Below are 23,105 nucleotides of genomic sequence, written 5' to 3'. Positions count from 1 at the left end.
AGGCTCTAACACCTCCTTCTAAAAGCCTTGATATCATTGACGTTACAGCATACACAATTACTAGGGTAACGTATAGGGCAACTGAACTATTCAGTTATGATTTTAATGAACTTTGCTTGACAAATATAGTTATTATTTGATATAAACACCTTTCGATTTTCATATTAATCGAGGGATTGTGTAGCAATCAAGAAAGGATTTCACTCCTTCCCTCAAACTATTTAATAATCTATTACTTACAAGTTTTCAAGGCAAAACAATTTAGTGATGAAGTAACATGGTGTAGCTATTTAATTATTTTTGAGAAATGATATAGATAAGAAAAATCTTGAATTCAATTTTTTTACTTAAAAAATTAAACTAAATAAAGTACTTCTTATTGATAGAATAAACTCTTATTCTTCTGTCAAAATCTGATTTTTTTGAAGTTATTAATTCTTCATCACTTCCCAATAATGTTTTCAATTGAAAATTGATTTCTTCAATTTTTTGGAATTTTAACCTTTCATTATGGGCTCTACTAAATTGTCCCTTTTCAACTACTTTTAAAATATCAGCAGAGTTAACAGTGTTAGTCGTTAGAAGTAATTTTAAGATTATTAAAGCCTCTGAATCTAAATGAATAAATTTCCTTTTATACTTTAGTCCATTTTCAATCAGAAGAATTTTATTACGCTTTCTATAAATAGATATTGTTGTTTTATATATAAAATATGATAATATCAATATGAAAATAGTTAAAACCCAGGTTTTTACTTTTAAGCTATTCGTGTAGAAGTGCTTTGAATTAATTTCTTTACCAAGAATTTCATTTTCTGAAGCAAAAGAAAAATACAATTGTCCAGAATTATCTATATCAAAGAAATAGAATCTATTATTATGAAAAAAAGGTTCAAGAACATGATAAACTTGTTGACCTTTCATAGTCTTTTCAAATTCTTTAACAGTATTGTTTATAAGGTCTACTACAATGTATTTTGAATATTGAAATATTATTAATTTATCATCAAAAACAATATTATGGGTAGTTGGAATTGTATTTATAAATTCAGTATCTCCCAGATAAGTCCATTTTTTTTCTATAAAATTATATTTCCATAATTTTTCATTAAAAGAATATTCCAATCTATTTAAAGGATTATTATACGTTGAATTAAACACATACAGTTCATCATCAATCAAAATATGAATTCCACTCATTGATTCTTCGGGTAATTCTTGTGAGTTCTCAGGGTTGACAATATCCCATTCATAAGTCGAAGTATTATCAAAATAAGTTATGAAGTTTCTGGCACTCCAAAAACCATAACCTCCAAATCTGTGAATTGTTGAATTGTAGCTAAAAATATTGGAATAGGTTTGCATTAAATGATTGAATGAATTGTCAATTCTAACAATAGAATCTGCTCTATGTTTGTAAACAATACCTCCTTTTGAATGAATAAAAAAAGGAGTTGAATCAACCATTAAAGGAGTAAAAGATTTTAAATCAAATTCTATATCTGTTTTAAGAGGAAAACTTTGGGCCTTAAAACTGTCTAAATAAATTTTTTTGTAAATGCTGTCTCCATAAACATATACAATATTGTTTAAACGGTCAATAAGAGAATGATTGAATTCAATTGTTTTTCCAATATAGATTTTTTGAGAATGCAAATCTGAAATTGAAATTAAAATAATAAGTAAAAATAATAAATTCTTTTTCATCTAATAAAGGTACACAAAAATCAATCAATAATATTATAATAATAATCGTCTCATTATGTTGAGATAATGTAATCTTTATAGAAGTTATGTTAATTTTGAGTATGATTTATATAATAAGTAATTATATGGAATAACTATGTTTCTATAATTCAAAATACATGAAAAAGAGAAGTTCAGCGGTGATTATTATTCTTTGAGGGTTAAGAATAATTTGAATCTAAAAGCATCATTCTATGAATGATGCTTTTCACCAAAGTTATTGTTAGCTATTATAGTAATTTACAAGTAAACACCAAAATAATTGAGAAAATGAAACTTAATAAATCTAACTTCTAATAAATTTTTCTTTAAGTGATATTTTAAGCAAGTATTAAATTTAACGATTATAAACTATGAAGTTATCAGAACTCATATTAAAAACAAATAGTTTTTTGAAAAATGATTTACCCCAATTCGAGGAACTTATCGGAATAAACAGTAGAAAGGAATTAATAAAAAATATCAATTTTTTAAATAAAACCAAAGGAGTTTATGTTTTTGAACATAGTGACAATGGAGTAATTTATATAGGTTCATCAGGGAAGGTAAATAGAAAGAAAAATAAGAATTCTGAAATTTGTTTAAATGGTTTAGGCAGTAGATTGATTCGTTCTTCAACTCCATATAGTTTTGTCAATGAGAACTTGTGTTATGACAAAATCATAAATTCAGATAGTAAAAAAAAGAAGAGTAACTATTACAAATCATTCCTTTTAAATGATATAAAAATTTATTACATCAAAACTGGAGAAATTCCATTTACTGTTCCTACCGTGCTCGAACATCTATTAATTCAGGTTTACTATCACTCGGGAAAACTCCCTCTAATAAATAATCAATTATGAAAAAACCCACACTTTTAGTTCTATCTTTGTTTATCCTTCAATCAATTAATTCTCAAATGTTAAAAGAAGTAATTAGCTTTCATGAAAATGGAAACCCTAAAGAAATTAACTTTAAAAATGAAAATTTAAAAATTGTTAAAACTCAGGAATTTGATTTTGAAAAAAACTTAATTTCAGAATTTAACTACAACCCTAAAACGGGAATATTAGACGGAGATTTTAAGGATTTTAATAATATTGGTTTTTATAATAATGGAGAGTTAAATTGTACTAATTGTAAAATATCATTTCATAACGGGACTCAACTAAGAGGTGATTTTAAAGATGGTAGACCTTATGGTAAAATAGAAATATATAAAGTGTCTGAAATTCAAAATAGACAAACTAACAATTATACGTCATATTTATTATCTCTTGAATATGGAAGAAGAATTCAATATGATGAAATGATTGGAACTGGGGAATATATTTATGAAAAGAGATTAGAGTTAGAGTATAATTCAAATGGAAATCTTGATGGTATATATCAAATTAACAGTCAAACGAAATTATATTTTGATAATGGGAAAATGATAGGATTTACAATTAACAACTTTGAGAACCAATCAATAAAAAAAGATAGTATTTTTAGAGATAACAAAATTTGGTTATCAAATAATGTTTTTAAGAAAAATACTGGGTGGATTGACTTAAATTGGGATGAATTTCGTAATCCATGGAGTTTTACTTATGACATCCCAAAAGAGTATGGTGAATTTTTTGGTGGGGAAAATACGACTTTAGGAGGTGTCAGTTATCGAAGGGAAATAGGGATTGTATATAAAAATAGTGATAAATCTTTTTGGAAGAAAAAACACTATTCAGAAGAAAATTTAATAGCCCTAATAAGATTATATTTGGAATCAATGAAGGAGCCTTATTACCACAATGGTATAAGATATATTGAATTTTACTACCTAAGTAAGTATGGGGAGATTACAAATCAGTTTGAAAGTAAAGACCATCCAAATTCGGGTGAGTATAGTATATTGAACTTTTTTGAAGTAGAAAATTTTTTAGTCAATATTTTAAAAGATAAAATATTTGAAGATTTTTATTATTATGAATTAGGTAAATACAAATCCTTTAAGCACCTTATTACTTCTAATAAATTAGGAGATAAGAAACATCAAGTTGAATTAGAAAGAATTCAAATTAAAAAAATGGTTGAAAAAGAAATAAATTATTTCGTAAATAATATCAAACAATATTTCAGAGTTGGTGGAAAAGGGCATGAAATTAAACATTTGGGGAATCAAATTAATACTTTTGAAGTAGAAAAATTTCCAGAATATGTTATTAGGGAAATTATTGAACAAGGTGGCTTAGCACAGTTTTATAATTCAAATAAACAAAATTGGGAAAAGGTAGGAATTGGATTTCTATTTATTGATGAAGGTTTCAATTCCGATGTTTATTGGTCACTACAAAAACCATTTATTTATTTTAATAAGAAATTTTACTCTCATCAAAAAGAATTTCAGAGTAACTTAAATTATTTAATAGATGAATTGGGAATAAAAAATATAAATTATAATGAATTTACCCAAATTGAAAATATAAAACTATCATTAAATAAAAATAAGAATGATTACGACAAACTTATAATTTCAGGAAGGGTAATATCAAAACCAAAGAGAAATTCTAGCGTGATTGGTGGGGATAACGTTAACAAAGAAGTAATAAGTGCATTTATAAAATTATATAAAAGTAATTCCCCTTATTTTAAATTGGTTTTAAGTTTTGAGAGTGACAAAGTAAGACTTACTGATAGAGATTTCAATGTATTATATGTTCAAGAATAGTTGAAAAAATGAATTATGAAATCACAATTCATTAAATACATCTTAATTTTATTACTAATCTCTCCGTCATTAGTTTTCTCTCAAAAGATTTATTCGGTCGAATACGAATCGCAATGTGATTTAAAAGTATTTGTTGTCGAATACGAATCACAATGTGATTTAAAAGTATTCAAGGTTGAGTATGAATCTCAAGCTAAGGGAAATGAAGGGTTGTGGTATTTCGTTGAACATTCATCTCAATCAGATAAGAAAATATTTTTTGTAAAACATGAGTCTCAAAGTAATTTAAAAATTTACTTTGTCGATTATAAATCTCAAGCGGGTTGGAGAGATAATTCAAAGAAACATTTGTTGTATTAGAGTACCTAGAAGTGTTTAGGTTATTTGTAGTTTTCTGATAAGAACATAATGAATAGTTAATTTCTAATGAATATTCTTTCAAAATAGACAACTATATTTCTTCTCCCAAATCATTGTAACATGTATCAATACCACAACTGTATCATTTTTAATCTATAAACAGCATAATTCGATACAGTTTATTGTATTACTATAATTCTTTGATTTAAATCAATACATTAACCTGGTTTTCAGCTTATTAAGTTGTTTTTATATTATAGTTTTTGTATCTTTATGGTATGGAAAAAGCAATTATTATATCACGCTGTTCAACGAATGAAAGCCGTCAGGATGTTACCCGACAAAGCGAAGAACTTAAATCAAATTATTCAGGTTCATATGAGATTGTTAAAGAATTTAGTTACTACCTGAGTGGCACCAAGAATGACGAGGTAAACTCTGAAATATTGGAATTTGCAATTGAAAATAACGTAAGGCATATCATTGCCCTTGAGACTTCTCGCATAAGTAGAAAAATTAGCTCATTTGCTCTATTTTTAGAAAAATGCAATGAACATAGAATTAATATTATTATTGATAATTTTAAGTTACATACATTATTAGAGAATGGTGAAATAAACGGAATGGTACAAACTATGTTGAGCATCGCATCAACCTTTGCATCGGCAGAACTTCGATTGATAAAATCAAGATTAGACAGCGGTAGAGCCAAGTATGTAAAAGAAGGCGGAAAACTTGGTAGAACAAAAGGGTCATTAAAATCCAGCAAACAACTTTTGGAAGAACATTCTGATATTGTAAAGTTCATTCGTCAAAAACAATCTGTAAGAAATGTTATGACTTTGACTGGAAAATCTTCAGGAACAGTTCAGAAAATTAAGAAAATATTAAATAAGGTTGCCTAAAATATACTATTATGAATACAAGAACATTCTCAGGTAGAATTTGGCTAACCTCTGGTGGTCATCCAGTGGAGGTGACATGCCTAGCGACTTCTCCACAACAAGCATTTTCAATTGTTAAAGGAATTTATGGTTCAAGCTTCAAATCTTGGGCAAGACACATGGCTTCTAATTAAATAACCCCCTCATCTATTACTACTTCGGATGTTGCATTGGTTGGCGTTAGTCAATATCCACAGTCCATCACTGAATCCAATTATCTACCCATTTGAGCTCTTTTAATTAGAGCTCTAACAACTTCAGATGCTGTTAACCCATATCTTCCTTTCTTAGCTAGTTCAGCCAATTGTTCCTTTTCCTTCTTTGAAATTCGAAGTGTGAAAACCTCTGTTCTATCTGTATAAGGTAGTTTTGCCATGTCTTTTTATATATAAATATATCCAACTCTTAATAAACCTCTTCAACTACAAAACATATGTACTCAGGACTGTTTTGGTGTTCCATAATACATCTATTCGACAAGGTATTTAAAGTATATACTCTGAATAATATGCCGTTTTTAGCTTTATTTAGCTGTTTTTAAGAAGTCAAAAGGGAGGTGCGTTCAAAGTATAATTGAAATTCCAAAACCAAATTGGTCACCCAGGATACTCCGTCTCCTTTACTAAGCCATTTTAAACGTCTATACAAGAGGTCGAATCTACGAAAATTTTTTACAAAAAAAATTGCCAAAATATTTATAATGCTTAGCATAAAATCAAGTGATTATAAGACGATTTCAGGAGGTCAAAAACATAAATACCCTAAGTACTATGTTTTTTGTAATCATTGTTTAAATCACCTATATAAGCTTTAAAATGGTGCCAATACCTCTTTATAGTTGGCAAGCTAAAATCAGATAGTTCACAGACCTTAACTTGAGTTATTTTACCGCTGGAATTGAAATCCCAGCCTTCAATGATTTCATAGATTACAGCTTTAGTCATCTCACTTTTCATTAGACCAAGTTCTTTATTTACTATCACCATTTTCTCCTTATGACTTAATTTAATAGATGGATTGAATAAGATTCTACGCTCTTGATTATATATTATGCTAAGGTCGTCATTCTTCAATTTTTTGAATACACTATCAATTACAGCATTCATTTCTTTTTCAGATAATTTAGGTTTCATAATATTGGTGTTTATACTTTCTCCTAAACTTCTCATATAATTTTTTGATATTGTAGGGTTCAACGCAACAATTTGACAGAAGTAGATAAATAATATTGAGTTTCTTCTACCAACATTTACTTTTAAAGGTAAATATGGATTACATATCAATTCTTTATCTTCTGTAAATACTACATATACATTATCACTATCAATAAAATAGTCATCAATATTATTGTATCTAACTTTAGAGTTACTAGTGTTTTCTATAAAAGTACCATTTGTACTTAACCACTCTTTCTTTTTTTTAATGTTATTAGGAGATGATACTTTTTCCTTATTTAAATAATGGTATGTAGTTGAATCTGAATTGAAATATAAATCCGAATCATAACTTAATACTGTTTGTTGAGTAGCTTTTCTAGCATTATCATCAGGTGTTACACCAATTCTATCAGATATTTCATTGTAAACATATTTGAAATTGTCCAATGTTAGATTATCAACTTTTACCAACAAGCCATACCCAGTATTTGAAAGAGACCTCCAAGAAGCATAAATTAATTCACTTTCTGGAATAAACATATTGTCATCAATATCTAAATAGATTAATCCAGTAGACGATATGATAGTTTTATTTGAGGCTCTTTCATTGAATAAAAAGTTATATCTAAAAGTAGGAATAGAAGTAGATTTCAAGGAATTATATAATGGATGACCTTTCCCATATTCCCTTGCAGCATTTATAATTGGAAGGAACTCATTTCCGTTTTTAATTATATTCAAAACTTCATCAATGGTTAGAGTCATTTGAATTTTTGGATTTGTTATATTTTCATATTGTGTAATTTTAATCATTAGTGTTCTTATTTTTAATTATTTATGTTATTTAGGATAAATTGTCCCCGATGATAAAGTTGAAGTACAATGAGAAATAATAAAACTATGCTGACTTATTAATCAAATCAAAATTTGAGTTACGTTTAAGCATGAGATTGAAGTCATTTACTGGATAAAATGGTATAGTACCAATCCAAGTATATGGAATGATATTTCTATCTCTATAATCTTTAATAGTATTATCGGACAAGCCATAAATTTCTTTAAGGTCTTTGTTACGATAATATTGTTTTGGAGGTAAATTGCTGATATAAGATTTCAATTCGCCCAATTCATTTAAAATTGGGGTCACTGCATTATTAATATCCTCAACTGTTACTAATTCTATTGTATTTCTCATTGTACATTAACTTTATAGTACAAATCTCTGACTAATAGTTCACAAAGGGCGAATAGATTGTGAAGGTTGTGAAGTTTCGAATTACTTTATCCGGGCAGCCAATGATTTAAATTCGAATGAATCTAAACCTAATTTAATTTTCTCTATAAGCCTCTTAAAAGATTCTGAATTTCTTGAACCATAGGTGCGTTGGTCCTTTAGGTTTGATAAATCAGAATTCATATTAATTATTGGCTTAATAAATCCATTGTTATTTTTATAATTAAAATTATTTTCTATAAACTTTATTTTATCGGTATCTGAAAAATCTAGAATCTCAAGATGTTCTAATAATAACAACAAGGAAATGGAGTCCTTCTTTCGCAAATTAATAGTTGCCTTACCAATTCTAGGTAGTTTTACATTTTCAGAAGAACTTTCATATGAAACAGTATTACTTTTCAGTTTTGCTAATTCCTCATCTAAAATGTAATCATATTCCTCATAGAGATTTAATAGGAATTTATGCATATTATTTAAAGTGCTAAACTGGGCTTCAAGAATTGAAAAGATATATTCTTGATTAGATAACATATCTTGGTCGAGACAGTTTTTACCCTTATCAAATAGGTAATTTACTCTAAGTTGGTCTTTTTTTGATTTTACATCTTCCAGATTAGAATTGGTATTTGTAATCAATTCTTTTAACAACTTTTTATCTAGCTTTTTATTTACTAATTGCAGCGTTAATTTTTGTTGAAATTCATTATTTAACGAAGAGTAATAATCTTCATCTAACCCAGTAGTGTTAAAATCATTTAGGCTATATATTTTCGAATCATGCTCATATTTTAAATTACATTTGCCAATTTTTAATATTAATTCCTTTACCCTTGAAATATTCGTTTCCATATCAATTTATATATGTTTAAAAGACTAATTTAAGAGATTTATTTTGAATAAATCCCTTTTAATTTGTTTGCTTCCTCTTTAATTCTATCATCTACTAACTTTCCATAATGCTGAGTTTGCGTAATTTTCTTATGTCCCATCATTTTTGAAACAACCTCCAATGGTATTTTGTTACTCAAACATACAGTAGTAGCAAAAGTGTGCCGACTCACATACCAAGTCAACCTCTTTTTAATTCCAGCCAATTCTGCTATCTCCTTCAAATATTCATTCATTTTTTGGTTACTATAATTAGGTAGCAATCTTTTTTCATCAACACATCGAGGGTCATATTTGTATTTTTCAATAATTTTCAGAATCGGTGGTAAAGCAACAATATCAGATTTCACACCTGATTTTTGTCTAGTAGCTCTAATCCAACTATCTCCATCAGCATCTTCTTCAAGGTTATTCATTGTTAAATTCATTGCATCTACAGGAGCATAAGATGTATAACAGCTAAACAAAAAGATATCTCGAACTGTATCCAATCTATAAGACTCAAATTTTAAAGCTTCAATCCTTTCAAGTTCTAATTGTGTGAGAAACACAGTTTCAACATCATCTAATTTTGCATCGTATACACTAAATGGGTTGTATTTAATAATACTACGCTTAACACTATAATTTAGCATTGACTTAATGTTTGAAATATACTTTACAGTAGTATTATTTCCTATGCCAAATTTTGCTCCATTTGGCTTTTCATAACGAAGGTAATCATCAAAAGAATATACAAATTCATTATCTATATCTTCAAGAGGAATATCTTTGAGCTTATACTTTTTATTAAGGAATTCCTTAAATATTTTTAAAACTCCTTCATACTTCTCTAGTGTACTTACTGAAACCTCTTCTTTTTCAACTCGCTTTATGAAATTAGCTATATAACTATCCAATAATTTAATAATTGTAATTCGAGCACCAGTATTTGTTCTACCAGAGTACGTGTTTTTCAAATCTCTTGCACTAATGTTTTTTGTTTCTTTAGAAAGCTTTAGATATATATCTGATACTTCCCTCGGAATTTCATAAATAAAGTTTTTAAGAGACACTTCGTTACCCTTACGATTTGCATTTAGCAGCATATTTGTTTTTTTCCATCTAATTGGACAAATATATTTTCCAGTTGACATTGTGGAGGTTGTTATACCTAATTTGATTTTAGCATAAATTGCTGATTCTCCGTTTCTTTGCTTATCTTTTTTCAGATAAAAGCTTACATTTAATTTACTCATTTTACTTAAATTTTAATTAATAATATTTAAGCAAAGCTCCTTCTAATAGTTCACAAAGGGCGAATACATTGTGAACATTGTGACCTTTCAGTTACCCTAAATCAACCCAAAAAATGTAAGGTAACGCATTGGGTAACTGTCTAATCAGAAATTAAGTAGATTTTGATGATTTAGAATTAAATCAAAAAAACACTCCTAACCCTAATGAATAGTAGCTAATCCCTTTGTTTATATGTATTTGACGACTGTTTTGGTCAATGAAATGTAGTGTGAAAAAAGAAGCCTCACATAAAATGCAAGGCTTTTCGCAGAGAGGAAGGGATTCGAACCTTTGGAGATTTCTCTTTATTTATAAGGACTTCCCTACTCCATTAAATTTTTGTTGACCGATTTGTTGACCTAACCATTGATATCCATTGATTGGTTTTAACTCTCAATCTCACTAACAAATATACGATTTTAATACTACAAATAGCACCAAACAATGTCAAATACTATGATACTTTTCTCAAATAATCGTTTACAATTTCAAGCTTAATACCACTATATTCTGCAAATTCTTCTGAAGTAATGAATTGATGTTTTTGTTTTCCGAAATGTAATTTGATTGTATTCAATAATTTTCTTCCATAGCGTTCACTACGTCCAGTGATGCATTGAATGTCTTTTGGGTAAATACAAGCTCTTACTATCTTCATTTTAATACTCTATCTATACTTTATCCTACTAGTATTTATACTTTACCTATACACCCTTATTTGTTATAAAAAGGATGTTTTCGGAATGGATGGATTTCGGTTTTTTAATTCCTTTATAAAGATAGCTTCATTTGTTGAGAATTTAAAATTTATAACATTATGGCTAAACAAACCGGTATTATTAAATTAAAAGGAACCATTGGTGGAATTTCCTTTTACAAAACGAGTGATGGACACCTTGCTCGCGAAAAAGGTGGTGTTGACAAATCTAGAATTGCAAATGATCCTGCGTTTCAAAGAACTCGTGAAAATGGTTCTGAATTTGGAAGAGCAGGTAAAGGTGGTAAAGTTCTACGTAATGCAATTCGTATTCTTTTGCAAAATGCAAAAGACAAAAGAGTGGTTAGTAGATTAACTACTGACTTATTAAAAGTAGTTAAAACAGATACGACTAACGCTCGTGGATTGAGAACTATTCAAGATGGTGTTTTGAGTTCTTTGGAAGGATTCGAATTTAATTTGAATGGTAAACTTGGTTCTACGTTGTTTGCTCCATTTTCAACAACTTACGACAGAGTAAGTGGGGATATCTCTGTTGACTTGGCTGCTTTTGCTCCTGCAATAAGAATTGCTGCACCTTCTGGAACAACACATTTTAAAGTAGTTACAGGAGCTGCTGAACTTGATTTTGAAAATGAAGTTTCTTCTTTTGAAAATGATGAAACTGCTATTTTACCTTATGACAGTGCTAACACAGCTGCTATTGCTTTAACTGTTACTGCTCCAGCAAATTCAACACACCCTGTATTTATTGTATTGGGAATTGAATTTTATCAAGAGGTAAACGGACAAATGTATTCGTTGAAAAACGGAACCTACAATGCTTTATCAGTTGTAAAAATTGATACTGTATAATGGAATTGGTTTTACATAGAACCTATTTTGAAAAGGGCACGAATAGTGTCCTTTTCTTGAATTCTAAATTTCTAGGGTTTACTATTGAATTGCCCTGGAGAAAAAACCAAAGATCTGTTTCGTGTATTCCTGAAGGAACTTACGTATTAAAACCTCGATTTTCTGATAAGTTTAAACATCATTTACTACTTGAAAATGTAGAGAATAGAAGCTTAATATTAATTCATCCTGCAAATGATGCTTTAAAAGAATTACGTGGTTGTATTGCTCCGGTTACCTATTTGTCAGGTATTGGAAAAGGAACTACTTCAAAACTATTATTTCAAAAAATTGTATCGCTATGCTACCAAGCATTTGAGCGTAAAGAACAAGTAATCTTAACCATTAAATCATAACTTATGAACATAAAAGAACGATATAAAAAACCGACTCCTCCATTTTTTAGAAAATTAAGAAACATTGGAATTGCATTGGCCACAGCTGGTGGTGTTATTATTGCTGCTCCAATTTCATTACCTGCTGCAGTAATTACGGTTGCAACTTATTTAACAGTAGCGGGAACAGTAGCTACTGCTGTGAGCCAAGCTGTTGTTTCTGACAATGAAAAAACTGAAGATTTAGATTCCGAAATTAAGTAATTCTAATTTTAAAATTAAAGTGGAAAATAATATTCAAATAAAGTCTGGGGTTATTGGTGGGACTTTGCTATCCACTGTTTTAAATATTAGCTTAAATGATGTAATTTTTACCGTTGTTATGGCTGTTATTGGTGCAGTGGTTAGTTTTTTTGTTTCTTATTTTTTGAAGCGATTATTTTCTAATAAATAAAAAAGCCTAGCTATATTTTTAGCCAGGCTTTTTTATTGCTTAATGTTAGGCTTGCAACTTTCTTCAGAAACTGTTCAAAAATAGCTTACCAGAATTGTCTTTGTCGTTTAGTCTCAAACAAATATCATTATCTTCAATCAAATTAGGCGTATCTTTCGGTAAGTCAGAATCAATTAAAGTTACAATATATTGTAAGTCATATTCTTCACAGAACTCTTTTATTAGATTTATATATCTAATTTTAATTCTATCGTCTAGACCTTCTAAAACTCCATCGTGATAAACGAATTTGTAGAATGATTTTTCAGAATAATTAACTAATAGCGATAAGTCAAATGCAACACAAAGTAATTTTTTATATGTTGTTCCTTGTGATTCAGAAGTTTTTAATAAATCGGTTTTGTTTTGGTAATCAGCATTAAATTCAACATTCCCTTGATTATTTAACTTCAAAGAAATTAGTGCATTTGTATCTAATATTTCTTTAATTATTGAGTTAAAAACTTTATTAATGTTTGAGTGTTTTCTTTTAGTTAAAGATTTCTTTAATTCTGCAATTTTATCATTTATTATTTCTCGCTTGTCTTTTATGTCGTTTTCTAAAATTAAAGTGCTATCTATGGCTTTTAATTTGTCTTTAATACGCTCTATTTCAACCTCAATACCAATTGTTTTTTTCTGGTACTCTTTAAATTTAAAATAACTATCTTTTTCTGTTAATAAAGACAATAAATCGCTTTTTTGAGATTCAATTTCTTTAATATTTTTGTTTAATTTGGTATAATCAAGTTTTAACAAACTCAAAGTTTCAGTAAGATACTCTTTGCGTTCTGTTGTTAAAGATTTTTGAAAGTTAATTAAATCCTCATATTCCTTTTTTAATTGTTGAGGATAATACAAGTTTACATCTTCAAATAGACTATTAATTTCTTTATCATCAATATCATCATTTATTTCAGATAATGAAGATTCTATCTTATTTATTTCATATGATATTCGATACCTATCAGTATTAAATGCCTGAAGTTTTATATCTATTTCTTCAACAAGTTGTTTGTTTGTATGAATATCTTCTTTAAAAAAATTGAATTTATCTATTTGGTTTTTAATCTCTAAAAGTTCAATTTTCTTTATTTCTAAAAGTCCTTCTAATCTGTCTTTTTCAGAAGTATCTATTTGAGCTTCTAATCTTAAAGTTTGTATTTTTTTCTTTAAGTCATCTATTTCCTCTTCAATCTCTAATTTTTCTAAAATTAGAGTTCCATTAAATCCAAGTAAATCAAAAACAAATGGTTTCCAATCTTTATGTTTGCCTTTAAATTTGTTTAATTTAAAAACGTCTAAATAGTCTTGTTGACTTCTTAAAAAATAGGTTATTGATTTTCTGTAGTCCCAATTTGGTAAAACATTAAAATCTAGGCATTGATTAAATTTTGCTTTTGCTTTTTTTAATGTTAATTCTTCATCCCAATCGATATCAAATTTGAAAATATCTAATTTAGTGTTGTTTAATTTAAAAGATATTTTAGTAGCAGTATTTATAGAACGTTTAATGATTAAATACTTACCGCTATTTAGTTTGAATTCTCCGTAAAAATCTTGACCAATAAATAGATTATTACCTAATAATTTATCTGTGTTCTTATTATAACTTGATAAGAGTAAAAAATCAATAACTCGAATTAAGGAAGTTTTACCTAAATTATGTGTATCATCTTTCTTATCACTTTCTATGAACGCAACAACAGCATTGAATTTTTCATTAAATTCAATATTCTTGAAATTTTTATTAGAATATATTTTACTAATCTTCATTATTGTCGTTGATTAACGTAATTGCGTCAATGTTTTTCAAGTATTCTATTTTGCCAATAGAGAACAAAAATGTTAAAGAATAATCGATATTGTTTTTTACATTTATACCAATTTCACTTATTAACATTTCTTTTAAATCTTCATATTTTATTAAGGTTTCCTTTTTTAGGAAGCCCAAAACTTTACCTGCAATGTAAATTACAGAATATTTAATGTTTGTATGTTTTGTTGGTGTTAGCACAATTTATTCATTAATTCCAATGTCACAGTTATAATACATATAATGCAAGAAAAGACGGACTAAACTTCTGTTAGATTTTAATTCTGGATTATTTTCTACAATGAACTTGTATAAATAATTGAAGATTAAATCAAACTTTTCAAATTCATCTCTATGCACAACAATTTCTTCATTTATATCATCAATTGTATTTTCATATTTACTTAAATACTCTGCGTTAATTGGGTTTGTTAAAAATTCTCTTATTTGTTCTAAATATAAAAGGTTTCTTTTAATTACATTATAAAAATAATCTTTACTTAAATTATTTAGCTCATTTTTCTTTTCAATATCTCTTTTGGGTATTTTAGGTAAATCACCTTTTTTCTTATCTACTCTACTAAAGGAATTTATTATTTCTTTTAAATCATTTTCGTTAAAACTTAAAGGAAGTAAAAGTTTATTAAGATTTAGAGTTCTGGCAATATTTGGATATTGCTCTAACCAAAGCTCGATAGTTTCTAATCCTATTAATCTATTTTCAATTTCAGTTTTTTCATCAAAAACATCTTCGATTTTTTCATCTTGAATACCTGAAAGCTTTCTATTTGTAAAAAGTAAGTAGAATTCAACCTTTTTAGCAGTTTTCAGTTTCTTTATTGCTGGTATTACACTCTTTTTTAAAATTGTTTGAAAAGGACTATCAGAGCAACTTGCATTAATTTTATCGGTATGTTTTGCTTGAATTACAATTTTACCATTCCAAGGTTCTGATTTGCTTGGATAATTATTTGCTTTTCCATAAAATTTAGCATCCCTTCCGCCATCTTTTCCATCAGTAAAAACCACAGTTCCTGTTCCTAATATCTCGCTACAAATTAATGCAACTAGTTTTTCAAATTCAGTATCCGTTAATTTTTCTAATGGGTATTTCATATTGTTGGCAAAGGTATTAAATTATACCTTTCGGTTTGTTTGAATTTCGATTTTTAAATGCACCACAACTTTTGATTAAGATGATTTTTACAATTTAAAAATCTCCTTTTATTATACAATTTGCAAAGTTTAACCTTACAATAAATTATATATAATTTTCACAATGTCAATACTAACTAATCACCTTTCTTATGCTTGTGTGGTTTAAGTGAAGGCGTATTTCCAGGAGTACTCTTGTTATCTCGTTGACGTCTATCAGGTTTCCCTGTTGATTTAGCTGTTCTTTTTGGACCTGGTTTAATTCCCATAATTTTGATTTTTAATTTATTATATTTCCTGTATTAACAAAAAATATTTTGAGTATTTAATGACTATAAATTGCAATTTTTAGAAGTATTACTCAAATTTAGAGTATTTGAGATTTTTTAGCAAGTTAATTTTTAATTAAAATTATTAAGTTTTTAATTTTCGCTAAATCAATCATATTTTTAGTACCTCTACTTTTTTCATCCCAAAATGCAATTAATGCGTCAGCATAATTTGCCATTTGCTCGTTGCGTTTTGGCCCTGCAGCTCTTCCAAATCTTTTCCTATCTGCAGGAAATCTAGTTATTTTATAACCTCTTTCCTTTGCGTATTGTTCTCCAAGTTTATCGGCTCCTCTATAATAGGCTCCAGATACAATTTCAATGTTTTTTTTGATCCTGGAGGAGGTTGTCACATTCTGCACATAGCTTTTTGTAGTCGTTGAAGGTTCGACTTCCGGCAATTATTAGTTTCATCATTCTAGTTATTGGTTGTTGGTGTTTTGTTGTTGGTTTGTATTCCTGCCTACGCAGGAATAACAAGAGGAAATTCAAGACCTCAACAAAGCAACTTTCAATTTTGAAATTGCTTGCAATTGTAATTTTAGATTTTGCTCAAAGGCTGTGATTTTTTTAAGCTTCTCAACTTTTAATTCCCATTGCTGCAGCTCGTAATTTTGTAAGGCTGTATTTATTACCGTTTTTGCATCTGAAATACAGATAAAAGGAATAACACTCCCTTTTAAATAGTAACCAAAGAATTTACCTGTTTTAAGTGATAAACATAGGTAATACAAAGATTCCCGAGATTCTTCTGAAACGGTTGTGATTACAAAACAGTTTGGGCAAGGTTGCTCCATTGGCCTACCACTGTTTAAACCTTTGTTTAAAATAAAAAAGTGCGGTTTGTTGTAGGTTCTTCCTTCTTGGTGCGTCTTGATTTCATAAGTTGACATAGTTAGGCATTTAAAATTTATGCTCCGCTACGCTTCGCACATAAATTTTTAAACAAAAAGAAAAAAGAAAGCACGAGTTTTGGTTGTGGGGAAAAGGCTGTCAAGGTTTTTGAGAAAAATACAACCTGTGTTTTTATTAAAAATCGAAGACGAATGTATATGAGGTGGAGATTTTTTTTCAAAACCCGTAGGGCTTGACCTTGATTGCATAAGTGCGGCTGGCATAGGGAACAACCGATATTTGCTGTCTTTTTTATTTTTACTTTGAACCTAAATACTTGTTTTATGTAAGAGATATTTTGAAGTTGTTTTTTAAAAAACTAACTGCTATTGATTGGAATCAAAAATATGTTTTTAACTACATTGAATAAATGTTGAAGAATTTAGATAATTTGTAATTATGTTATTTGTAGTATCGTTTTATATAATGTTTTTAAGTTTCTTTTAGCAGGTAATCGCGAAGCATTAAAGCGAGCCGCAGCGAGTTGAACGAGGGTGTTGGAGCAAGAGTACGTTGCCATCGGCATAAGTACGTGCTACGACTACGTGGAACACGCAAGGTTGGCGGAGTTTTTGAAGCGGTTGGAAAAACAAGTGCAATTTATGTAGTGATATTAATTGTTAGTCATATTCATTTTGCCTTGATGCAAAACGAAACAAAAAATCAAGACTTCTTAAAATAGCTTTGAATACTACGCTACCTCACTTTCGACTCCAGGCCGCTTCGCTCTTTGGATTACTCATACGTTTCGATAACTTGTATTTCTACAGCTATTTTAATAGGTCGTTTTTGTGAGTGTATTTTAAATACTAAATAATTATTAATCCTATAAATTTAATGGAATACTTTGCTCTTGTGCGCGTTTGCAATATGTAATAAATCCGCTAAATACCTATCGATGCAGAATCAAATAAAATTGAAGAATACATTTATAAGATACCCACATTCGTGAGGACAGGCGGTTTATTTTATATGCAAAATGGATGCCTTCAAAAACTGTGACAACCTGATTAGCCCGAAGTGAGCAGCAGGCGAGCGAAAATAGTGTAATAGCGGTTTACCCCTAATAAAAATGCATTTATACCTTATTGGGTTTTAGGGGTAAAAGATAGCTATGCGTGAGTGATGCGTGGAATGTGTGAAGTAAAATAAATGAACTAGTGCTAAATGAGGACTGTGGACGAATTAGTGCTATTTATGGTATATGCAAGGTTTTAAAACTATATCTATACTTATAGTGATGAGATTCTGAAACAAGTTCAGAATGACGTACTTTTCTGGATTTACCTTGCAGATATATTTTATGTAACAAAATGGTGCGTATTGCGAACACCTTATTACCTGCACGAATGTTTCTATTTTGTTCTATTGTTACTTATGGAAACGGATTTGAAAAGCGCAAAGGCAAAAAGTAAGTGCTTTTTTCAAGCTCTTACTGTGCGGAATTGGAAGCTGTATTTTTGGTTTGTTGTGAACTTGACTAACTTTTAAAGATGAGATTCAAAACAAGTTCAGAATGACGTAAAGATTAAAAAAATACTGCTGTAGATGGGGTGTTTATTATTTTATGAAAAAGAGCCCCTTTTGAGGACTCTTTTTATAGTTTCTAATGATTATGACCTGAATGATCTTCATCATTATGTTTAGCGTGTTTCTCTACCTTTTTTAAATCCATTTTACAAACTGGACAATTTCCTTTCTCATCGTATGTTTTGCCTTTTTCACAATCCATAGGACATTGGTAAACTTCCATTGCCATTTCTTTTTTGGCTTCTGTTTTTACAGGCTCTTTATCTTTTTTTGTTTCTGTTTTGCAGCTTGTAGCTACGAATAAAGCTACTACAGTTATACTTAAAATTACTTTTTTCATTGTTTTAAAATTTAAAATATTAATAATTGTTTTAATTTATTCTATTACTTGTTTTACTTCACCACATTTAAGCATTGCATCTCCAAAATAAGGGTTAAGAACTTTTTCTTCTTTGCTTAACCAATATGCACCGTTATTGTTATCTGCCATTGGACAAAATTCTACATATACTATTTCGTTTATTCCAAATAGTTGAATTGCCTTGGTTAAATGAGAAGATAAATGCTTAAAATGGTCTCTTTGAACTTTTATATCATCAGTATTTGAAATAGCGATTGTTGAAGATTTAATTTCTTTTTCTACAGTCATCCAATGCTTATGTGCTTCGCCTTTTAGTAATTTCATATTTATTTTATGAATGCTTGAAATTAACTTTTTGGCACTGTTTGTAGCTTCTTTTGAATTGTCTTCTACCAATGCATCTTTAAGAATGATATAGTTCTCATACACTGTTTTTAATTGATTTTGAAATTCTTTTGGAGCTTCTAATCGTTTATTAATTTCATAATGTTCTGTAGCATCTGAAATGTTATTTTCCATACCAAGATGCCCTTCGTGACCTGTCATTGTAGTTCCGCCAGTTTTATTCATCATACTTTTTTTACCTTGTAGTTGGGCAGCAGCATCTATGGTAAACGTACCATTTGATACTATTTCATCACCATTATTTAGACCTTTTAAAACTTGATAATTTGTTCCAATTTGGTTCCCTAAAACAATTTCTTTCATTTCAAAAACAGGTTCGTTAGGATTGGTTTTTACATAAACTATAGACCTTTCACCAGTCCAAAGAACTGCCGATGCAGGTATCATTAGTATATCATTTGTATTTGATGTGGCATTATTTACTTTACCTTCAACAAACATTCCTGGCTTAAATTCATTGTTTTTATTTTTTAATACAACTCTTAAAGTTACCGTACGGGTTTTAGTATTTAAAACGGGGTCAATAAAACTTACTTTTCCTTTAAACTCTTTATTAGGGTATGCGTTAGAAGTTATCGTAATTTCTTCACCTATTTTAAATAAGCCTATCTGGTTTTCATACACATCGAAATTTGCCCAAACTGTACTTAAGTTTGATATTTTCAGCAAAGGTTGTCCTTGTTTTATTGCTGAACCTTGTTCAACCAATTTTTCAGATACGGTACCTGAAACTGTTGCATACACAGGGAAAAATTCTTTTGCTTTTCCAGAGGCTTCAATTTGGTTTATTTGATTATCTGATAGTTTCCAGAATTTTAATTTGTTACGAACGGCATTGTACAATTCTGGTTGAGATTCTTTTAATGAAATTGCAGTTAATAATTCTTGTTGAGCAGCATATAATTCAGGTGAATAGATAGTTGCTAATAATTGTCCTTTACGAATTTCTTCACCAGTAAAATTTACATTTAGTTTTTCTATTCTTCCTGAAAAATAACTGACTTGAACTGAATTAACTTCTTCATTTACTGCAATTTTACCAGATAATTTAAGCACATTATCTTCAGCTAAATGCTTACCAACTTTTGTTGTTTGAATGTTGGCTAATGCCATTGCATTTTTTGTTAACTTGAATTGATCTGCAGACAAACCATCAGCACCTGCTTCGGCAGGAATTAAATCCATACCACAGATAGGACAGTCACCTGCTTCTGGTTGCATTATTTGTGGATGCATTGAACACGTCCACATTTGATTTGTTTCTGTTGTGCTAGTATGATTATGTTCTGTTTTATTTTTTGAAGAATCATTGAACAGGAACTTTCCCAGAAGAAGTCCAACAGCTAATATGCCAATATAAATTAAATATTTTTTCATTTTTTTAAATTTTAATATTTCTTAATCTTAATGCGTTTACAATTACCGAGACCGAGCTAAAACTCATAGCTAAAGCTGCAATCATTGGTGATAGTAATAATCCAAAAAATGGATATAAAATACCTGCTGCAATAGGAACACCTAAAACATTATATATAAATGCAAAAAACAGGTTCTGTTTTATATTTTTTACAACAGCGTGACTTAATTTTTTAGCTTTTACAATACCTTGTAAATCGCCTTTTACTAATGTTATTGATGCACTTTCAATAGCAACATCAGTACCTTTATCCATTGCAATTCCAACATCAGATTGTGCTAAAGCAGGTGCATCATTAATACCATCTCCTGCCATTGCAACTATTTTCCCTTTATTTTGAAGCATTTTTATTTCATTTAATTTGTCTTGTGGAAGACATTCTGCTTTAAAGTGTTTTAGGTTTAGTTGTTTAGCTACAGATTTTGCAGTATTCTTATTGTCACCTGTTAGCATTATTACGTCAACGCCATTATTTTGTAATTCTTTAATAGCATTTTGACTTGTAGTTTTAATAGCATCGAAAATTGTGACATATCCTACTGCTTTATTATCTATTGCTATGTATGAAACTGTTTTACCTTGCTCTTGTTCTACTATAACTTTATTCGATAAACTTTCAGAAATAGTAATTGTGTATTGCTTTAATAAATTATCATTACCTAAAGCAATATTTTTATTTTCGACTTTACCTATAACTCCTTTTCCTGCCACAGCTTCAAAATCACTTACTTTAGTAATTGAACTGTTTTTTGATTTACCATAGTTTACGATTGCTGCTGCTAACGGATGCTCGCTATATTGGTTTAAAGATGTTATGTATTGTACTAAAATAGATTCATCTATAGAGTCTGTTGCTATTACCTTTTCAACTGATGGTTTTCCTTCTGTAATCGTGCCTGTCTTGTCAACAATAAGTGTATCTACTTTATTCATTTTCTCTAATGCTTCCGCATTTTTAATCAATACACCAGATTGAGCACCTCTACCAACACCTACCATTACAGACATTGGCGTAGCCAATCCTAATGCACAAGGACACGCAATAATTAATACAGCTATTGCATTTACAAATGCAAAAACATAAGCAGGTTCGGGACCAAATACAGCCCAAATGATAAATGTTATTACTGAAACAATCATTACTATTGGAACAAAGTATTTTGATATTCTATCAGCTAACTTTTGAATAGGTGCTTTAGAACGACTTGCGTTATTTACCATATGAATGATTTGAGAAAGTAAGGTCTCTGAACCGACTTTTTCAGCTTTCATTATAAACGACTTTGTACCGTTGATTGTACCTGAACTTACTTTGTCATCTACATTTTTATCTACAGGAATAGGTTCTCCTGTTATCATAGATTCATCAATACTACTATGGCCTTCAATAATACTACCATCAACAGGGATTTTTTCACCTGGTTTAACTCGTAATAAATTACCCTTTTCAATTTTATCAATAGCTATTACTTTATCAATTCCATCAATTACTAATGTTGCAGTGGAAGGAACTAATTTTAATAATTCCTTTATTGCTCCACTTGTTTGGCTATGCGCTTTTGCTTCTAACAATTGCCCTAGTAATACTAATGTTAAAATAACTGTAGTTGCTTCAAAGTATACAAATACGTTTCCTTCTGAAGTTTTAAAATCTTCAGGGAAAACATTAGGAAATATCATTGCAAAAACACTAAAAATCCAAGCTATTCCAGAACCTATTCCAATTAGGGTAAACATATTTAGGTTCAATGTTTTTATTGATGTCCAAGCACGTCTAAAAAACATCCAAGTGGCATAAAACACTACTGGAATTGATAATGCAAACTGAATCCAGTTCCAATATTTCTGTTCCATTATATCGTACAACGGATTGTTATTGAGCATTTCGCTCATAGCCATTAAGAAAATGGGCAAGGTAAATGCTGTGGCAATCCAAAATTTCTTTAATAGCTTTTTATACGTTTTTTCTTCTGCTGAACTATCTGCTTCCATTGGCACTAAATCCATCCCACAAATAGGACACGAACCTGCTTCGTCTTTGACAATTTCTGGATGCATCGGACACGTCCATTGTTCCTTTGAAGTTGCTGATAGATTTTGTTCTTCCACCAAATCCATTCCGCAAACAGGACAATCGCCTGGTTTATCATAAGTTTTATCGCCTTCGCAATGCATAGGACAATAAAATGTGCCTGTACCTTTAGGTTGCTTTTCCTTTTTAGCTTCTGAATGCTGATGGTGTTCACCTTGTTTATGAATGCTATATGTACCACCATCTTTTTTTAAGGCTTCTTGAAATGTTTCTATGGGAATATGTGATTCCATTTCTATGTTAGCTTCTGCCTTATCTAAATCGACTGTTGCTTTTGAAACACCTCCTACTTTAGAGAGCGTTTCCTCAACGTGACTGCGACAACCGTTGCAAGTCATTCCGTGTATGTGATATGTGTGTTTCATTG

General features: G+C 29.4%; 24 protein-coding genes. 8 read left to right on the top strand and 16 right to left on the bottom strand.

The features are described from left to right. Positions 1–360: 360 nt before the first annotated feature. Positions 361–1,707: a hypothetical protein gene (locus Q0714_RS12810; RefSeq protein ID WP_298265676.1), complete on the bottom strand. Its 1,347-nt coding sequence runs from the start codon at positions 1,705–1,707 to the stop codon at positions 361–363. Between the two features lie 392 nt (positions 1,708–2,099). Between Q0714_RS12810 and Q0714_RS12805 the strand changes: the two genes are divergently transcribed. The 4 genes from Q0714_RS12805 to Q0714_RS12790 all read left to right on the top strand — a co-directional run bounded on the left by Q0714_RS12805 (position 2,100) and on the right by Q0714_RS12790 (position 5,700). Then, entirely contained in the window at positions 2,100–2,591 is a 492-nt protein-coding gene (locus Q0714_RS12805) for a hypothetical protein (protein ID WP_298265674.1), read from the top strand. Beyond that, positions 2,588–4,435: a hypothetical protein gene (locus Q0714_RS12800; RefSeq protein ID WP_298265672.1), complete on the top strand. Its 1,848-nt coding sequence runs from the start codon at positions 2,588–2,590 to the stop codon at positions 4,433–4,435. Before Q0714_RS12805 ends, Q0714_RS12800 begins: the two co-directional genes overlap by 4 nt. A gap of 15 nt (positions 4,436–4,450) precedes the next feature. Continuing rightward, on the top strand, positions 4,451–4,795 hold the full coding sequence (locus tag Q0714_RS12795) for a DUF6150 family protein (protein ID WP_298265670.1): 345 nt from the start codon (positions 4,451–4,453) through the stop codon (positions 4,793–4,795). Between the two features lie 278 nt (positions 4,796–5,073). Continuing rightward, the gene (locus Q0714_RS12790) at positions 5,074–5,700 is read left to right on the top strand and encodes a recombinase family protein (RefSeq protein WP_298265668.1); all 627 of its coding nucleotides are present in this window, start codon (positions 5,074–5,076) and stop codon (positions 5,698–5,700) included. Between the two features lie 253 nt (positions 5,701–5,953). Here the strand turns inward: Q0714_RS12790 and Q0714_RS12785 are convergent, their stop codons facing one another. The 6 genes from Q0714_RS12785 to Q0714_RS12760 all read right to left on the bottom strand — a co-directional run bounded on the left by Q0714_RS12785 (position 5,954) and on the right by Q0714_RS12760 (position 10,957). Beyond that, positions 5,954–6,115 carry a hypothetical protein gene (locus Q0714_RS12785; RefSeq protein WP_298265666.1) on the bottom strand — a complete coding sequence of 54 codons (162 nt, stop codon included), beginning with the start codon at positions 6,113–6,115 and terminating at the stop codon, positions 5,954–5,956. 385 nt (positions 6,116–6,500) lie between these two features. Then, a complete protein-coding gene (locus Q0714_RS12780) occupies positions 6,501–7,709 on the bottom strand; it encodes a hypothetical protein (protein WP_298265664.1) in 1,209 nt (402 codons plus the stop codon). Positions 7,710–7,794: 85 nt separating this feature from the next. After that, complete coding sequence (locus tag Q0714_RS12775) at positions 7,795–8,091, bottom strand: DNA-binding protein (protein WP_298265662.1); 297 nt, start codon at positions 8,089–8,091, stop codon at positions 7,795–7,797. An 81-nt stretch (positions 8,092–8,172) separates the two neighbouring features. Then, complete coding sequence (locus tag Q0714_RS12770) at positions 8,173–8,982, bottom strand: hypothetical protein (protein WP_298265660.1); 810 nt, start codon at positions 8,980–8,982, stop codon at positions 8,173–8,175. A 38-nt stretch (positions 8,983–9,020) separates the two neighbouring features. Then, positions 9,021–10,259, bottom strand: a complete 1,239-nt coding sequence (locus Q0714_RS12765; protein WP_298265658.1) for a site-specific integrase — start codon at positions 10,257–10,259, stop codon at positions 9,021–9,023. A gap of 494 nt (positions 10,260–10,753) precedes the next feature. Then, a complete protein-coding gene (locus Q0714_RS12760) occupies positions 10,754–10,957 on the bottom strand; it encodes a hypothetical protein (RefSeq protein WP_090120032.1) in 204 nt (67 codons plus the stop codon). 159 nt (positions 10,958–11,116) lie between these two features. Between Q0714_RS12760 and Q0714_RS12755 the strand changes: the two genes are divergently transcribed. The 4 genes from Q0714_RS12755 to Q0714_RS12740 are packed head-to-tail and all read left to right on the top strand — an operon-like array spanning position 11,117 to position 12,700. Next, positions 11,117–11,872, top strand: a complete 756-nt coding sequence (locus Q0714_RS12755; RefSeq protein WP_090120031.1) for a hypothetical protein — start codon at positions 11,117–11,119, stop codon at positions 11,870–11,872. Then, entirely contained in the window at positions 11,872–12,267 is a 396-nt protein-coding gene (locus Q0714_RS12750; RefSeq protein ID WP_298265654.1) for a DUF5675 family protein, read from the top strand. Before Q0714_RS12755 ends, Q0714_RS12750 begins: the two co-directional genes overlap by 1 nt. 3 nt (positions 12,268–12,270) lie before the next feature. Next, the gene (locus tag Q0714_RS12745) at positions 12,271–12,510 is read left to right on the top strand and encodes a hypothetical protein (protein ID WP_298265652.1); all 240 of its coding nucleotides are present in this window, start codon (positions 12,271–12,273) and stop codon (positions 12,508–12,510) included. 19 nt (positions 12,511–12,529) lie between these two features. Beyond that, positions 12,530–12,700 (top strand): hypothetical protein, encoded by a 171-nt coding sequence (locus Q0714_RS12740; protein WP_298265650.1) that lies wholly within the window; start codon positions 12,530–12,532, stop codon positions 12,698–12,700. 63 nt (positions 12,701–12,763) lie between these two features. Here the strand turns inward: Q0714_RS12740 and Q0714_RS12735 are convergent, their stop codons facing one another. The 9 genes from Q0714_RS12735 to Q0714_RS12695 all read right to left on the bottom strand — a co-directional run bounded on the left by Q0714_RS12735 (position 12,764) and on the right by Q0714_RS12695 (position 23,103). Beyond that, the gene (locus tag Q0714_RS12735; RefSeq protein WP_298265648.1) at positions 12,764–14,515 is read right to left on the bottom strand and encodes a DUF2326 domain-containing protein; all 1,752 of its coding nucleotides are present in this window, start codon (positions 14,513–14,515) and stop codon (positions 12,764–12,766) included. Further along, positions 14,505–14,756 (bottom strand): ABC-three component system middle component 8, encoded by a 252-nt coding sequence (locus Q0714_RS12730; RefSeq protein WP_298265646.1) that lies wholly within the window; start codon positions 14,754–14,756, stop codon positions 14,505–14,507. The genes Q0714_RS12735 and Q0714_RS12730 overlap by 11 nt, the downstream gene beginning before the upstream one ends. Positions 14,757–14,759: 3 nt before the next feature. Then, entirely contained in the window at positions 14,760–15,671 is a 912-nt protein-coding gene (locus Q0714_RS12725; RefSeq protein WP_298265644.1) for an ABC-three component system protein, read from the bottom strand. 176 nt (positions 15,672–15,847) lie between these two features. Continuing rightward, positions 15,848–15,979 carry a hypothetical protein gene (locus Q0714_RS12720; protein WP_010134019.1) on the bottom strand — a complete coding sequence of 44 codons (132 nt, stop codon included), beginning with the start codon at positions 15,977–15,979 and terminating at the stop codon, positions 15,848–15,850. A gap of 125 nt (positions 15,980–16,104) precedes the next feature. Further along, positions 16,105–16,440 (bottom strand): SLOG family protein, encoded by a 336-nt coding sequence (locus tag Q0714_RS12715; protein ID WP_298265639.1) that lies wholly within the window; start codon positions 16,438–16,440, stop codon positions 16,105–16,107. 87 nt (positions 16,441–16,527) lie between these two features. Continuing rightward, positions 16,528–16,932 carry a hypothetical protein gene (locus Q0714_RS12710; RefSeq protein WP_298265637.1) on the bottom strand — a complete coding sequence of 135 codons (405 nt, stop codon included), beginning with the start codon at positions 16,930–16,932 and terminating at the stop codon, positions 16,528–16,530. Between the two features lie 1,607 nt (positions 16,933–18,539). Then, positions 18,540–18,803: a heavy metal-binding domain-containing protein gene (locus Q0714_RS12705; RefSeq protein WP_090120026.1), complete on the bottom strand. Its 264-nt coding sequence runs from the start codon at positions 18,801–18,803 to the stop codon at positions 18,540–18,542. A 36-nt stretch (positions 18,804–18,839) separates the two neighbouring features. Beyond that, entirely contained in the window at positions 18,840–20,606 is a 1,767-nt protein-coding gene (locus Q0714_RS12700) for an efflux RND transporter periplasmic adaptor subunit (RefSeq protein ID WP_298265634.1), read from the bottom strand. Positions 20,607–20,610: 4 nt separating this feature from the next. Then, a complete protein-coding gene (locus Q0714_RS12695; RefSeq protein WP_298265632.1) occupies positions 20,611–23,103 on the bottom strand; it encodes a heavy metal translocating P-type ATPase in 2,493 nt (830 codons plus the stop codon). Positions 23,104–23,105: the final 2 nt, after the last annotated feature.

Source organism: uncultured Lutibacter sp., from assembly GCF_947493565.1.
GTDB lineage: Bacteria > Bacteroidota > Bacteroidia > Flavobacteriales > Flavobacteriaceae > Lutibacter > Lutibacter aestuarii.
Note: the sequence above shows the minus strand (reverse complement) of the source record. Positions and strands in the feature narration are given on the sequence as shown.

Coding starts and splice junctions, on each gene's coding strand:
- Q0714_RS12810 (WP_298265676.1), bottom strand. CDS start 1,707: ATGAAAAAGAATTTATTATTTTTACTTATTATTTTAATTTCAATTTCA.
- Q0714_RS12805 (WP_298265674.1), top strand. CDS start 2,100: ATGAAGTTATCAGAACTCATATTAAAAACAAATAGTTTTTTGAAAAAT.
- Q0714_RS12800 (WP_298265672.1), top strand. CDS start 2,588: ATGAAAAAACCCACACTTTTAGTTCTATCTTTGTTTATCCTTCAATCA.
- Q0714_RS12795 (WP_298265670.1), top strand. CDS start 4,451: ATGAAATCACAATTCATTAAATACATCTTAATTTTATTACTAATCTCT.
- Q0714_RS12790 (WP_298265668.1), top strand. CDS start 5,074: ATGGAAAAAGCAATTATTATATCACGCTGTTCAACGAATGAAAGCCGT.
- Q0714_RS12785 (WP_298265666.1), bottom strand. CDS start 6,115: ATGGCAAAACTACCTTATACAGATAGAACAGAGGTTTTCACACTTCGA.
- Q0714_RS12780 (WP_298265664.1), bottom strand. CDS start 7,709: ATGATTAAAATTACACAATATGAAAATATAACAAATCCAAAAATTCAA.
- Q0714_RS12775 (WP_298265662.1), bottom strand. CDS start 8,091: ATGAGAAATACAATAGAATTAGTAACAGTTGAGGATATTAATAATGCA.
- Q0714_RS12770 (WP_298265660.1), bottom strand. CDS start 8,982: ATGGAAACGAATATTTCAAGGGTAAAGGAATTAATATTAAAAATTGGC.
- Q0714_RS12765 (WP_298265658.1), bottom strand. CDS start 10,259: ATGAGTAAATTAAATGTAAGCTTTTATCTGAAAAAAGATAAGCAAAGA.
- Q0714_RS12760 (WP_090120032.1), bottom strand. CDS start 10,957: ATGAAGATAGTAAGAGCTTGTATTTACCCAAAAGACATTCAATGCATC.
- Q0714_RS12755 (WP_090120031.1), top strand. CDS start 11,117: ATGGCTAAACAAACCGGTATTATTAAATTAAAAGGAACCATTGGTGGA.
- Q0714_RS12750 (WP_298265654.1), top strand. CDS start 11,872: ATGGAATTGGTTTTACATAGAACCTATTTTGAAAAGGGCACGAATAGT.
- Q0714_RS12745 (WP_298265652.1), top strand. CDS start 12,271: ATGAACATAAAAGAACGATATAAAAAACCGACTCCTCCATTTTTTAGA.
- Q0714_RS12735 (WP_298265648.1), bottom strand. CDS start 14,515: ATGAAGATTAGTAAAATATATTCTAATAAAAATTTCAAGAATATTGAA.
- Q0714_RS12725 (WP_298265644.1), bottom strand. CDS start 15,671: ATGAAATACCCATTAGAAAAATTAACGGATACTGAATTTGAAAAACTA.
- Q0714_RS12720 (WP_010134019.1), bottom strand. CDS start 15,979: ATGGGAATTAAACCAGGTCCAAAAAGAACAGCTAAATCAACAGGGAAA.
- Q0714_RS12710 (WP_298265637.1), bottom strand. CDS start 16,932: ATGTCAACTTATGAAATCAAGACGCACCAAGAAGGAAGAACCTACAAC.
- Q0714_RS12705 (WP_090120026.1), bottom strand. CDS start 18,803: ATGAAAAAAGTAATTTTAAGTATAACTGTAGTAGCTTTATTCGTAGCT.
- Q0714_RS12700 (WP_298265634.1), bottom strand. CDS start 20,606: ATGAAAAAATATTTAATTTATATTGGCATATTAGCTGTTGGACTTCTT.
- Q0714_RS12695 (WP_298265632.1), bottom strand. CDS start 23,103: ATGAAACACACATATCACATACACGGAATGACTTGCAACGGTTGTCGC.